The following is a 13,663-nucleotide window of genomic DNA, read 5'->3' as shown; positions in this document are numbered from 1 at the left end:
TAAACGCTGAAAGATATATAAACGCTGGCATTAGCCGGCGTTTGTTTTATCTAAATATCAATAGCTTCGTATGCCAGTAATGGTTTGAAGTCGCAACAAGCAACACTGAAATAGAAACAAGAAAAAAAGCACAAGCCAAGATAATCAATTTATATTCTTCAATACATAACTTGAAGAAACAGTGAAAAATTAAACATTCCAAACATCTGCGTTATTGTAAATGTCTCATGTTGTATTCGGTTCACTAAGCTCCCCTCGACAACCCATATAAGCGTTCATCGACAACAGCTCAAAAAGATAAATTCTGCTTATCCCGGCTTAATCATAGGGTTTTCCCTCTGCACCAGATAGTATCGCGTTTTAACGTAATACACAGGAGCGAGGAGTAAACGATTATAATTAAATAAAAGGGTTAACTATGTCTCGTTCAAGCGGCAGAAAGCGTTTTTGGTTCCAAAACAAACGCGTTCAAAATCAAGTATCAAAATAGTACCGTCTCTCGTTTATAACCGTTGATAGGTACACTCTTCTTTCGAAGAAAATGAAGCACATCATTTCATTATGGTGTGCTTTTTTAATGTCTTGAGAAAACTATCATTTTGATTTGATTTAAACCAATTACATAAATTTAATGATCGTTCAAAATTGAGTACAGAGAAAAGTGTCAAAGGCCATGGATGGGCTTTTCTCAAGCGATCAAGGAAGGATCAGCATCTTTTCGGGTATTCAAATTGATCAAATATGAAATGGTATTAGTTTAGGTTACTGATTTCCCAGTATGCATCACAGTTATCACCGTAAGGTGGTACTACATTAAGCCCGATAGATTTTTGCGGTCAATAGAAATTCACTAAGCTAATTGAGAAGAGTGAGCGCCCTAACAAAGCGGGGTAGATTTAAGCCATACCGGCATGTTAATCAGCCATTTGTCGTTGTAATTATGCTTATAAAATAGACTTAAGTTGTTGTTAGATCACACTTGTTAGATGAATTTGATGGGTTTATCCGCATCCAGAAAATTAACTGATTTCTTTTGCATAAAAGGGTGTACTTATCCTGAAAACCTTGTATTATCTATCTCGTTCTAAAGCGTTATTAATTGCTACAAAGTAAAAGAAGAATCTTAGATACATTTTCGTAACTGTTTTTGTCCTCTGTATTTCCCTTAGCTTCAAATTAATAGCACTTTATAGCACACCGTAATGTTACGGTAATTTCATAATTTGCATTTAATGCATTAAAAATATAAGGGACATAAAATGTCTAAAACAACTGGTATCGTTAAATGGTTTAACGAAGAGAAAGGTTTCGGCTTCATTACTCAAGACAACGGCGGCGCTGATGTATTCGTACATTTCCGTGCAATCGCTTCTGAGGGTTTCAAAACTCTTGCTGAAGGCCAAAAAGTGTCTTTTGAAGTAGAACAAGGCCAGAAAGGTCTTCAAGCTGCGAACGTTGTTACTGCTTAATAAATTGATTTTTTAGCTGTTAGTTTACTAAAAGCTGAAAGATATATAAACGCTGGCTTATGCCGGCGTTTGTTTTATATGAAGAACAGCAAACTTTCCAACCACCCGCGCTACTGTAAAATCTCATGTTGTACTCGGCTCACTAAGCTCTCCTCGATACCATTCAAAAAGAAAAATGCAACTTACCCCTAATTAAACATCGTTTTTTCATTTATACAAGATAGTGTCACGTCTCGACCTCATATATATACCCGTCTTACTTGAAGCTGCAGCTTTGTTGGCTGCGCTAACTCACCCCAATCACTTAGGCAAGCTAAGCTCATGGGGCTTCGTTTACTTGCCGCCTCACTGCAACTTCAATTACTTTGGGTATATTAGTGAGAAATAAACATTAAATCTCTTATTTTGTATGAATTTCCCATACTGAAAAGCTCAAAAAACACGCAAAACGATTGATTTCAATGATGCTAATTATTCTGGTCAAGCCCAATAGGACACCTGACTTTGTAATTTTTCATAGTCGATTGGCGTTAAATCACCAAGCGTAGTATGCAACCTTTCATGGTTGTAATACCGGATATATTCTTCAACATCTTCTTTCATTGCATCACGCGTTAAATAAACCACATTGAGTAGCCATTCATTTTTCAAGCTACCGAAGAACCGTTCGACGACAGCATTGTCTAAACAAGCTCGACGCTGACGCACAACAAGACCTAACTTACGCATGATGGTGCGAGTACGATAACGCCCGATAGTGAAGCCTTCTTCACGTAGTTTCTTAGCTAATTGACGAGAGCCTAAACTTCCACGACTGCGCTTGAATAAGCGCTTGGCAGTTCTGTATAAATTAAGCTCTTGCTCAGTAATGATCTGAGCAGGTCGTGCTAACCAATCATAAAATGCACTGCGGCTTACTTTTAGAGCGTTACAAAGCATTTTTATTGGAAATCGAGAGCGATGCTCTCGAATAAATTGAAACTTTACTTCATTTCTTTCGCAAAGAAGGCGCTGGCTTTTTTTAGGATCTCTTTCTCCATTCTAAGCTGCTTTACTTCCTTTCTCAGAGCCATTAATTCCGTTTTTTCATCTGCGTTGACAGATGAATTATTGAGTTCGTCAGCCTTCTGCTTCCAAGTGTAAAGCAGGTTTTGTTATACTCCCAACGCATCAGCAGCTTGGGCGACAGAATACCCTTGTTCGGTAATAAGGCAGATTGCCTCTTCTTTAAATTCTTTCGTATAAGTTCGATATTGACGTTTTGTATTCATATTCACCTCGATTGATTATCGATTATCCACAATCAAGGTGTCCAGATCGATTAGACCAGAATAGCGCCCAGTGGCCTCATTTGGTAATTCAAATGGTGATATGCAAATGTTGCAATGGACGGCGGCGGGCGATGGCGCAAGATTGTCCGTGCTCATTCATCATACCGACGCAAAACGTGAATGGGCGTATGACAAAAACTCACCGATTTGCCAGTTAGATGAAGCGTTAGAAGAAGCCCAAAAAGGCGATTGGTTAGTGGTGGATATTAAGCATGACTGGAACCAAATCTTCCACCGGGTTAAATAAGTAACATCCACCGATATTGAAACCAACGTAGGCGACTATGTTGGTTTTTTTGTTTAAATCGCGGTTAAAACACAATTAATGATTGAAGTTCTTATTTTGTAAGGATAAGTTAAAGAAAGGTTTGAAAAAATCACATTAGATGTTTCACAGACTTTAAAGATTTATTTTAATAGACAAGAAGTCGTGCGCTCAAATACATAGGATGATGTAGTTATGTACCAGATTGATGATGTAAGAATTAAAAACGTAAAAGAACTTTTGCCACCGGTAGCGGTTCTTGAAAAATTCCCTGCCACAGAAACGGCGAGCACCACGACATTTGAATCACGCGCCGCTATCCACAATATTCTGCAAGACGAGGATGACCGTCTGCTGGTGGTGATTGGTCCTTGTTCTATCCATGATACTGAAGCGGCTTTAGAATATGGCAAACGTCTGGCGGTATTGCGTGAAGAGTTTAAAGGCAATCTTGAAATCGTAATGCGAGTGTACTTTGAAAAGCCACGCACCACAGTCGGTTGGAAAGGGCTTATCAACGACCCATATCTTGATGATACTTATCAGCTTAATGATGGCGTGCGCATTGGTCGTAAATTGTTATTAGATCTAACCGATGCTGGCATGCCAACCGCCAGTGAATTCTTAGATATGATCACGCCGCAGTACATGGGTGATTTGATCAGTTGGGGCGCAATTGGTGCGCGTACGACGGAATCTCAAGTCCACCGTGAACTTGCCTCTGGTCTTTCTTGCCCCGTTGGTTTTAAAAATGGGACCGATGGCAATATCAAAATCGCCACCGATGCGTGCAGCTCTGCCGGTGCCTCGCATCACTTTTTATCGGTAACCAAATACGGCCATTCAGCCATTATAGAAACTGCCGGAAATCCAGATTGTCATATCATCCTACGCGGTGGTAAAGAGCCAAACTACAGCGCTGCCCATGTTGCGGCGGTCAAAGCCGAATTAGCGGGTCAAGGTTTACGCCAAAAAGTGATGATCGATTTTAGCCACGCGAATAGCTCTAAGCAATTTCAGCGTCAAATGGTGGTGGCGGAAGATGTTTGTTCGCAATTAGCCGCAGGTGAAAACGCTATTTTTGGCGTGATGATTGAAAGCCACATCAATGAAGGTCGTCAAGATCTGGTGGATGGGAAAGTAGAAAACTACGGCCAAAGTATTACCGATGCTTGTATTGGTTGGGATGACACCGAAACCGTATTGCGCCAATTAGCGGAAGCTGTTGCAGCGCGCCGTTTGGCCAAATGATGGTAACACGATAAATCGCCGATATAAAAATACCCCATAAACGGACCTTAAGTTTATGGGGTGTTTTTTATGCAACATTTTCTTATGGATCTGCATCTTTCGGCGTATTCAAATTGATCAAATATTAAATGGAATTAGACGGGTTTAATACAACATCTTGTCGATTCAACAACCAAAGTTCATGCTTTGTCATCACTTTACTGAACATTTTACTTTGTAAGTATCGGTCTAACCATTGGCGTAATTTAGGATAGGGTGATTGCAAATACCATTGCCGTTCTACGCGAGCAAACTGGCGAATAAATGGCAGCAATGCTAAGTCTGCAAGGCTTTCTCGCTCGGCTAATAAGAAGGTATGTTTGGATAAACCTTGTTCTAACTGGGCGATGTGCTGTTCGCAAGCTGCACGGCATTCAGTTAAGTTAGGCTCATGGTAGCGTTTAGCGGCTCGGTAAGCTTCAAGGCACGGTTTGAACTCGCTATCAAATTGATGAATGAGTCTGCGCATCTCATCAAACTGGTTTTCATCCTCACGCAATAATAAATCCGCCGGATCATTTTGACTTAATGCCCACAACATCACTTCGATGCTTTCGTCAATGACCATACCATCACTGGTAATCAAAACGGGCACCGTCCCTTTAGGCGAAGCCATTAACATTTCCGCTGGTTTATCTTTTAATACAATATCACGCAATAGTACTGGCAGTTGTGAGCGATAAATCGCCATTCTAGCCCGCATCGCGAACGGACAATTTCGCAGTGAATACAACACGGGCAACGGACTGTGTTTATCGAACATCATTTTTTCCTTTAATGATAAAATGGATTAATTTGTCGCAATGATTTTCATTAGCAACATATACAGGTATCATTCCGCCTTTAAAGTTAGCCGAGACTCTGTGTGATGAACCAAAAGATTGAATTATTAGCCCCAGGTGGCGATATCGACGCAATTAAAGCCGCTATTATTGCAGGCGCGGACGCCGTTTATTGTGGTCTAGATACCTTTAATGCGCGTAACCGTGCGTCTAATATTTCGTTCGATCACTTGGTTGGGGCTATCCGACTTGCTCATCAATACGATTGTAAGATCTTCTTAACTTTGAATATTGTGATTTTAGAGCAAGAATTCAAAACCGTAGTTAAACTGCTTAACCGATTAGTCAATACCACGCTAGATGGTGTTATTGTACAAGATATCGGCTTATTGTACGTTTTACGCCAATATTTCCCAACGCTTGATATTCATGCTTCGACTCAAATGACGATCCATAATATTGGCCAGATCCCTTTTATGAAAAAGCTGGGTGTCAGCCGAGTGAATTTATCGCGTGAACTTAATCTGCGAGAAATTACCGCAATGACGACGATAGGGTTAGATCATGACGTGTTGGTCGAAGTGTTTGTGCATGGCTCATTATGTGTCGCGTTTTCGGGGTTATGTTATTCAACCTCGGCCACAGCCGGTAATTCCGGTAACCGTGGACGTTGCAGTCAAGCTTGTCGTGAAGAATATGAAACCACAGAGTCGGGCAATAGCTTTCCACTGAACATTAAAGATAATTCAGCCTTCTTTGATTTACCGGCGTTAATTAATGCCGGTGTGCATTCGTTTAAAGTCGAAGGGCGTATTAAAGGTGCAAGCTATGTTCACACTGTGATTGACAGCTTCCGCAAACAAATTGATGGCTATGTTGAAACCGGCGAACTGACGCAAGATGGCGAACGTTTATACAAGGTATTCAACCGTGATTTTACCAATGCGTTTTTGCGCGGTGATTTAAATCAATCGATGTTTATTGATAACCCTCGCGACAACTCGAATAACCGTATTGTTGAGCAATTAAAAGCCGATAAGCAAAAAGCAGATCAGGGTGAGACCATTTCTGTGGTTGAAATATTTGATGCTAAACAGCAACTGCAATTAGATAAACAGCAAATCAATGCGTCTGTGGATGAGAAAATTGCTCAGCTAAGCATTGAAAAAATTAAGTTGAAATTGCACTTTGCCAGCGAGCAAGGCAAGCCGTTGACCTTAACCGTGACCACGGAACAAAATAACGGCTTATTAAGTGAAGCGCCAAAAACGGTCGTATTTACCTCAAGCAGTATTATGTCAGTGAGTGAAAAATTAAGTGTTGATAAAGAAGCGATAGAAAAGCGTTTTAAAAATATCAATAACGCCAATTATGAATTAGTTGAGTTTGAAACAGAGCAGTTACGCGATGGTTTAAGCATTCCTTATCGTGAAATAACCGCACTTAAAAATGAATTATTGGCTTACTTAAATGATGGTATTGCCACCATCGCAGAAGTTACGCTGCCGAAGCTTGAGCGCCACCTTAAACCGGTCGATCAAAAACCAGAGCTTTCCGTTTTGATATGCGATGAAGCCGATGCCGCACTTGCCGATGTCACTGATGCCGATATCTACTTTAATCTGCCAGATGCGTATAAGCGTGGTTGCACCAAATATGTGTCGTTTTTACAAGATAACCCACGTTTGATCCCTTGGTTCCCACCAGTATTGATCGGCAAGGATTTTGACGTTGCGCTGAATATTTTAGAGCAAGTCAAACCTCAATTGATCGTCACCAATAATACCGGTATTGCGTATCACGCTCAGCGCTTAGGCATCAACTGGATTGCGGGCCCACTGCTCAATACCACCAACTCTTATGTGTTATTGGCATTGCAACAAAACTTTGATTGCAGCGGTGCGTTTGTTTCTAACGAGATCAGTAAGCAACAAATGCGAAATATCGCTCGTCCACAAAACTTTAAAATGATGTACAGCATTTATCATCCGATCCTGCTAATGGCAAGCCGTCAGTGCTTCTTCCAGCAGAGCGTCGGATGTGAGAAGCCACGTATTGATAATGGCTGTATGTTGTCGTGTGATAAAAAGACCAGTATCAAAAACTTGAAAGGCGATTCATTTGCGATTGATAAGCAAAAGGGTGGTTACCCAAGCATCTACAATCAGGACCAATTCTTAAATACTGATATTATCGACGATCTTAGTCACTTATTTGATGGATTTATGATTGATTTAACCGAAATTGGCGCAGGTAGCAAAGTATCACCTGATAAGGTCGAGTTAATTAAACAATTTGAAGCCTTGTTAAATGGCGAGCAAGAAGCAAGTCAGGCGCTATCTAATATGGTGGTTGGATCAACTGATCAGCAATATCATACTGGTTTGTAGGGTTTAGAATTAAAATCTTATTTTAGATTGTGAGAAGCCAGTAGCCGATGAGGTTGCTGGCTTTTTTGTTTTCTTATTTGTATTCAAATGGTTATAAAAATCTAAAATCAATAATGCTAAATACTAAAACGCCCTGTGAATTTAACTCACAGGGCGCTTTTTTAATCCGTGCAACATGTGGTTTAAATTAGTCTTAAAATTTCCACGCCACAAAACGACTCACTTTATGACCTTGCGCCATTGGAACGACTTTGATCTTTCTTACGCCTAATTTTTCAAGGATTTCACGCAACGCTTCGACGTTTTCAGTCTTAGAAACTAAGGTCGTAAACCAAGTCACTTGCAAGGCAAATTGGGTACTTTCATTGGCCATTTTTTCTAAGAAGGCAATTTCGCCACCTTCGTAACATAATTCGTTTTCAGTACCAGCAAAGTTTAATACTGGCTTTTGGTTAGCTTTTAATAATGCCGCTTTGCCTTTGCTTAAGTTGTTCACTTTACGCAAACTGCCTTCGGTCGCTTTTTCCATTGAAGCGTGGAAAGGAGGATTACACATGCTTATTGCAAATTGATCTTGTGGCTTAATCACGCCATGGAAAATCGAATCTTTATCTTGCTGTAAGCGCAGTTTGATTTTGCCATTAAGCTTTTTATTGGCTTTGATGACCCATTGCGCCGATTTGATAGAAACCGGATCGATATCGGTTCCCACAAACTTCCAATCATAAGAAGTGCTGCCAAGGATTGGGTAAATACAGTTAGCGCCAGTACCAATATCTAAAATCATTGGTGCGCGATTTGAATTACCGCGAGGCTCAAACTCGTCATCATCATCTTGTGGTGTTGATTGTGCTTCATCGAGCTGTAATTGCTGCTCTTCGGCTAATAAATCCGCTAAATAGTGTATGTAATCGGCACGCCCTGGGATTGGTGGGCATAAATGGTTTGGCGGAATTTGCCAAAAATCCAAACCATAATACGCTTTTAATAACGCTTCATTTAATGCCAATACCGCCTTGGGATCGCTGAATGTCACCGAACGATCACCGTGAGGATTCATTATCACAAAAGGCGCTAAAGCAGGGTGCGCTTTCTCTAATGCATCAAAATCATAACGACCTTGGTGAATATTGTTTGGGTGCAAGCCCGCGGGTTTCGCTTCAGTATTGGCAGCTTTTTTATGCTGAGGCTTTCCGTTTCTGCTTGGGGTGCGTTTCTGCTGATGAGAAGGCTTTGAACCGTATTTGTTTTGCGGATTGCCAGAAGACATAAAAACTCCAATAAGTACTAGATTAAGCGGGCGTGCATACTAGCTTATTTCTGACATAAAATATACTTCACAAAAATATCAGTTGGATGCACTATAATAAGATAATAATCAATTATATAAATAGTGAGAAAAAATGAAAATTTATCAAGGTGTATTAGCACTGACCTTGCTGATCGCAAGTGGCACAACTTGGGCGCAAAGCTGCAGTGACAAAATAGGTTGTGCTGAAAAAACATGCCAGATAGAGACACAATTAGAAATGGCCAAACTGCATGATAATCAAGATAAAGAAGCAGGGCTAACCACCGCATTACAGCAAGCGAAATTGCATTGTACTGATGCCAGTTTAGAGTCGAATCTTTATGATGATATTTCTGATGTACAAAAAGACATGGCCGAGCATAAAGCCGATTTAGTTGAAGCAATGCAAGACAACAAAGCCGATAAAATTAAAAAGTACCAAGATAAGATCGCAGAAGATGAGCAAAAGCTGGATCAGTTGCAATTAGAAGCGGCGAAATTTAAAAAATAGCAGAGACTTTCAACACACTATTTTAAGCAAAAAATGCACGTCATATTGGGTATGATGTGCATTTTTTATATTTTAAGCCCGCTATTTAGTCGTTTCTGTATTGTTTTGATCATCTGCAGGAGTGATTTCCGGTTCGACTTGGCTAGATTGCATATGCAAAGTACGAGTAGGGAAAGCCACATCAGCATCGTGTTGATGAATGATGTCGAGCACTTTTAACAATACGTTTTGTTTTACTTCATGGAAATGAACCCATTCAACGGTTTTAGTAAAAGTATAAATAAAGAAGTCCAATGACGATGGACCGAAACTGGTAAAGTTAACAATAATGGTTTGTTTATTATCTATATCAGGGTGATTGCGGATCATCTCGGTGACATCACGAATAATCCCATCCATTTTATCGGCATCTTGATAGCGAATACCGATAGTTTCATTGATGCGTCGATTTTGCATTCTAGATGGGTTTTCCACCACAATATTGGTGAAGATTGAATTAGGAACATATAACGGACGTTTATCAAAAGTGCGAATAATGGTCATCCGCCAGCCAATGCGTTCAACTGTACCTTCAATATTACGGTCTGTGGAACGGATCCAATCACCAACCCGAAAAGGGCGATCTAAGTAAACCACAATACCACCGAAGAAATTAGACAATAAATCTTTGGCTGCAAAACCGACCACTAAACCGCCGACACCACCAAAGGTGAGTAACCCTGAAAGGCTTAACCCCAGAGTTTGCATCATGGTTAATATGCCAAGAGCAAAGATCATTAAGCGGGCGATTTTAGCGAGAGCTTGAACGGTAGAAGTATCATATTTACTGTTTCTTTCAAGAATATCTTCACTATTCCCGATCAAACGATATAGCGTCCAAATAATAATTGAAATAACCAGTAAAATTTGCGCGGTTTGAGTCCATGAAACACTACGATTAAAAACATCTTCTAGAATAATGCCGGTTCCGATAGTCATCGGCCAACACCAGATCAAAGTACTTACCGGAGACTTTAACGACAGTAAGATAACATCATCCCATGCTAGCTTGGTTTTGTCGGCAATGTGAGATAAGCGAGCATAAATGATACGCCAAACAATCCAGACTACTAAACTAAATACAATGATCGCGACAATATCACTGCTCCAGTCTTGGGTATGCTGCTGATAAAATTGCTGCATGGTTAGGAGGAAATTATCCATGAAAGTCCTTTAGCCTAAAGTTTATAGCCAGTCTTACTGGGTTTAGAATTTATTAAAGATAAGAAAAATAACAAATATCTCTGCGTATTCCTATTAGCATTTGTGATGAATTAAATTTATTTGGTGTTATATTGAACAATAATAGAAAAAAGTGCAGACATTTTACTAAAAATGGTTGGCATTGACTCAGTAAGGGTATAAAAAGCACTGTGACTTTTATCTATATTTTCCGATTATCTATAATGACGTTTTGCATCTTGAGTAAAGATAACTAGCCAAGTGACAATTTCAAATTTGGCGGATGTAGAGAACGGTACTTTGAGACGAAAAAAAAGGCTAGAATTTAATATGAAATCAATTAGTAAACAATTTGCAGTTATTGGCTTAGGTCGCTTTGGTAGTTCAGTTTGTCGAGAATTAAGCGATTCAGGTGCTGAAGTGCTTGCGGTAGATATCAATGAAGCGAGAGTGAATGCTGTCTCGAATATTACCAATAACGCTATTGTGGCAAATTGTTCTAACGAAGAAACAGCCCAAGAATTAAAGCTTGATGAATACGATATGGTGATGGTTGCCATCGGCTCTGATGTGAATGCCAGTATCTTAACGACGCTGGTGGTAAAAGAATTAGGCGCTAAAAATGTCTGGGTTAAGGCGAATGATAAGTTTCATGCCAAAATCTTACAAAAAATTGGTGCCGACCATGTGATTTTACCTGAACGAGATATGGGAGTCCGCGTCGCGCGTAAAATGCTTGATCGTCGCGTGTTTGATTTCCACGATATTGGTAGCGGCTTAGCGATTTCTGAAATCGTTATTGCGCTTAAAAATATGGGTAAAAAACTGGGCGATGTTTCCATGTGTAAAGACGCAGATATGAAAGTATTGGCGATTAAACGTGGTCCTGAAATTATAGACTCACCTGATTACAACACGGTTTTAGAGATGGGGGATATCCTCTTTATTGTTGGGCCTCACTCTGCAATGGCTCATAGAATGAAATCAATGTAAGCGAAGCGTGAATTATGAGCGTTATAGATAGAAAAGGTTCCATATTTGCCATCAAACAAGATGGTGAGAAAAAAGGCTGGTCAGAGCCAAAAATCATTTTAGGTAGTTTTTTATCTATCTTAGTCCCTTCCGCTGTACTTTTGACCATGCCGTTATTCTCTGTATCGGGTTTATCTTTTGCTGATGCATTATTTACCGCTACATCTGCTATTAGTGTAACGGGTTTAGGTGTGGTTGATACCGGTTCTCATTTCACTATCGAAGGGCAAGTTTTACTTATGTTGCTGATGCAAATTGGTGGCTTAGGTCAAATGACACTTTCGGCAATCTTACTGTATATCTTTGGTGTCCGTTTAAGCTTAAAACAGCAATCAGCAGCCAAAGAAGCGTTAGGACAAGAAAAGGGAATTAACCTTAGAAAATTGGTTAAGAAAATTATTATCTTTGCGATGATTGCTGAATTATTTGGTATGGCGGTGCTCGCTTTTACTTGGGTACCTGAGTTAGGTTGGAGAAAGGGCCTATGGTATTCGCTTTTTCATGCGGTATCTGCGTTTAATAATGCGGGTTTTTCATTGTTTTCCGACAGTTTAATGCATTATGTATCTAACCCAGAAGTTGTGATCCCTCTGGCATTGTTGTTTATTTTTGGTGGTCTCGGTTTTACAGTTATTGCCGATGTTAGTGCTCATTGGCGTCGCGGTTTTCGCGGTTTTAATCTTCATACTAAAATCATGTTAATTGCCACACCGGTATTACTCTTGTTTGGTACAGTGATGTTTTGGCTGCTTGAGCATAATAATATTCATACCATGGGGCATTTATCGGAAGAAGGGCAATGGCTAGCGGCATTTTTCCAATCGGCAACCGCGCGTACTGCTGGTTTTAATAGTATCGATATTACGCAAATGGGGCAGCCTGCTTTATTGATTATGATCGTGCTGATGCTAATTGGTGCTGGCTCTGCTTCAACTGGTGGTGGTATTAAAGTGTCGACCTTTGTGGTGGCAGTGGTTGCGACGTGGTCATTTTTGAGACAAAAACAAAATGTGGTGATGTTTAGACGTACGGTAAGTTGGCCAAAAGTAACCCGATCTTTGGCGATCATCGTAGTTAGTGGTATTATCCTTACGTTTTCTATGTTTTTATTGATGTTGACCGAAAAAGCCAGTTTTGAAAAAGTCATGTTTGAAACCATTTCAGCATTTGCAACCGTCGGTTTATCAGCCGGTTTAACTGCAGAATTGTCGGAACCGGGTAAATACATTATGGTGGTGATCATGATCATTGGTCGAATTGGTCCGATGACATTAGCCTACATGTTAGCGAAACCAAAACCGACATTACTTAAATACCCAGAAGATAATGTATTAACTGGTTAAAGATAGATATATCAACTATTTTAAGAAGGCGAGCTTTACAGCTCGCTTTTGTATATCCTAATTTATTGGCATGCATCATTTGCTTTAATTGATAAAGAGATATTATGCGCACGATTGGTAACATTTTATGGTTTTTGTTTGGTGGTGTGTTTATGGGGCTTGCTTGGTGGTTGGCAGGGGTGCTTTGCATTCTCACAATTATCTGCATTCCATGGGCTAAATCTTGCTTTGTGATTGGAACCTTTACCTTTTTTCCATTTGGCAAAGATGCGGTTAAGCGTAATGAGTTAACGTTCAAAGATGATATTGGTACTGGCGCACTAGGCATGATTGGTAATGTGGTCTGGTTTATTTTTGCAGGTATTTGGCTTGCGATTGGCCATTTAACCGCGGCCGTTGCCTGCTTTTGTACCATTATTGGTATTCCGTTTGGGATCCAACATATCAAACTGGCTCTCATTTCTCTTGCGCCAATTGGACAAACGATTGTTAAAAAATATTAACCATGAGATAAATAGCTTTATGTTACTTAGACAGAGTTATTATTAGAACGCAAAACAAGGATGGTAAAATGGATAACAAATTAGTCGCGATTATTTTAGCGGTATTATTACCACCAGTAGCGGTATTTTTGAAATGTGGTGTAGGTAAAGATTTATTGATTAACATTGTATTATGTTTCTTGTTCTTCTTCCCAGCCATGATCCATGCGCTGTGGATAGTAACCAAGTAACCAAA

12 protein-coding genes and 1 pseudogene are annotated in these 13,663 nt (G+C 39.9%); 9 read left to right on the top strand and 4 right to left on the bottom strand.

The features are described from left to right. The first annotated feature begins 1,259 nt into the window (after window positions 1–1,259). On the top strand, window positions 1,260–1,469 hold the full coding sequence (gene cspE / locus GFB47_RS14270) for a transcription antiterminator/RNA stability regulator CspE (protein WP_153448703.1): 210 nt from the start codon (window positions 1,260–1,262) through the stop codon (window positions 1,467–1,469). 480 nt (window positions 1,470–1,949) lie between these two features. Here cspE and GFB47_RS14265 read toward each other — a convergent pair. Further along, window positions 1,950–2,740 (bottom strand): annotated as a pseudogene (locus GFB47_RS14265) (transposase). Window positions 2,741–2,846: 106 nt separating this feature from the next. Between GFB47_RS14265 and GFB47_RS14260 the strand changes: the two are divergent. Both GFB47_RS14260 and aroG read left to right on the top strand, forming a co-directional pair. Further along, window positions 2,847–3,047, top strand: coding sequence for a hypothetical protein (locus GFB47_RS14260; RefSeq protein WP_153448702.1), 201 nt, complete (start codon window positions 2,847–2,849; stop codon window positions 3,045–3,047). Between the two features lie 213 nt (window positions 3,048–3,260). Continuing rightward, window positions 3,261–4,316 (top strand): 3-deoxy-7-phosphoheptulonate synthase AroG, encoded by a 1,056-nt coding sequence (gene aroG / locus GFB47_RS14255; protein ID WP_153448701.1) that lies wholly within the window; start codon window positions 3,261–3,263, stop codon window positions 4,314–4,316. Between the two features lie 124 nt (window positions 4,317–4,440). Here the strand turns inward: aroG and GFB47_RS14250 are convergent, their stop codons facing one another. Next, on the bottom strand, window positions 4,441–5,121 hold the full coding sequence (locus GFB47_RS14250) for a glutathione S-transferase (RefSeq protein WP_153448700.1): 681 nt from the start codon (window positions 5,119–5,121) through the stop codon (window positions 4,441–4,443). A 102-nt stretch (window positions 5,122–5,223) separates the two neighbouring features. On the opposite strand from GFB47_RS14250, the gene GFB47_RS14245 reads away from it, so the two are divergent. After that, the gene (locus GFB47_RS14245; protein ID WP_153448699.1) at window positions 5,224–7,527 is read left to right on the top strand and encodes a peptidase U32 family protein; all 2,304 of its coding nucleotides are present in this window, start codon (window positions 5,224–5,226) and stop codon (window positions 7,525–7,527) included. Between the two features lie 193 nt (window positions 7,528–7,720). On the opposite strand, the gene rlmF is transcribed toward GFB47_RS14245, so the two are convergent. Next, complete coding sequence (gene rlmF / locus GFB47_RS14240) at window positions 7,721–8,797, bottom strand: 23S rRNA (adenine(1618)-N(6))-methyltransferase RlmF (RefSeq protein WP_153448698.1); 1,077 nt, start codon at window positions 8,795–8,797, stop codon at window positions 7,721–7,723. A gap of 133 nt (window positions 8,798–8,930) precedes the next feature. On the opposite strand from rlmF, the gene GFB47_RS14235 reads away from it, so the two are divergent. Continuing rightward, entirely contained in the window at window positions 8,931–9,329 is a 399-nt protein-coding gene (locus tag GFB47_RS14235) for a DUF1090 domain-containing protein (RefSeq protein ID WP_153448697.1), read from the top strand. A gap of 81 nt (window positions 9,330–9,410) precedes the next feature. Here the strand turns inward: GFB47_RS14235 and GFB47_RS14230 are convergent, their stop codons facing one another. Then, entirely contained in the window at window positions 9,411–10,532 is a 1,122-nt protein-coding gene (locus GFB47_RS14230; RefSeq protein WP_153448696.1) for a mechanosensitive ion channel family protein, read from the bottom strand. Between the two features lie 348 nt (window positions 10,533–10,880). Between GFB47_RS14230 and GFB47_RS14225 the strand changes: the two genes are divergently transcribed. From GFB47_RS14225 to GFB47_RS14210, 4 genes are all read left to right on the top strand, one after another. Then, the gene (locus tag GFB47_RS14225) at window positions 10,881–11,543 is read left to right on the top strand and encodes a potassium channel family protein (RefSeq protein ID WP_153448695.1); all 663 of its coding nucleotides are present in this window, start codon (window positions 10,881–10,883) and stop codon (window positions 11,541–11,543) included. 14 nt (window positions 11,544–11,557) lie between these two features. Next, complete coding sequence (locus tag GFB47_RS14220) at window positions 11,558–12,925, top strand: TrkH family potassium uptake protein (RefSeq protein WP_153448694.1); 1,368 nt, start codon at window positions 11,558–11,560, stop codon at window positions 12,923–12,925. Between the two features lie 104 nt (window positions 12,926–13,029). After that, on the top strand, window positions 13,030–13,428 hold the full coding sequence (locus GFB47_RS14215) for a YccF domain-containing protein (RefSeq protein WP_153448693.1): 399 nt from the start codon (window positions 13,030–13,032) through the stop codon (window positions 13,426–13,428). 68 nt (window positions 13,429–13,496) lie between these two features. After that, on the top strand, window positions 13,497–13,658 hold the full coding sequence (locus tag GFB47_RS14210; protein ID WP_153448692.1) for a YqaE/Pmp3 family membrane protein: 162 nt from the start codon (window positions 13,497–13,499) through the stop codon (window positions 13,656–13,658). Window positions 13,659–13,663 lie beyond the last annotated feature (5 nt).

It is taken from the genome of Vibrio algicola (assembly GCF_009601765.2).
GTDB lineage: Bacteria > Pseudomonadota > Gammaproteobacteria > Enterobacterales > Vibrionaceae > Vibrio > Vibrio algicola.
This window is presented reverse-complemented; position numbering and strand designations above follow the sequence as displayed.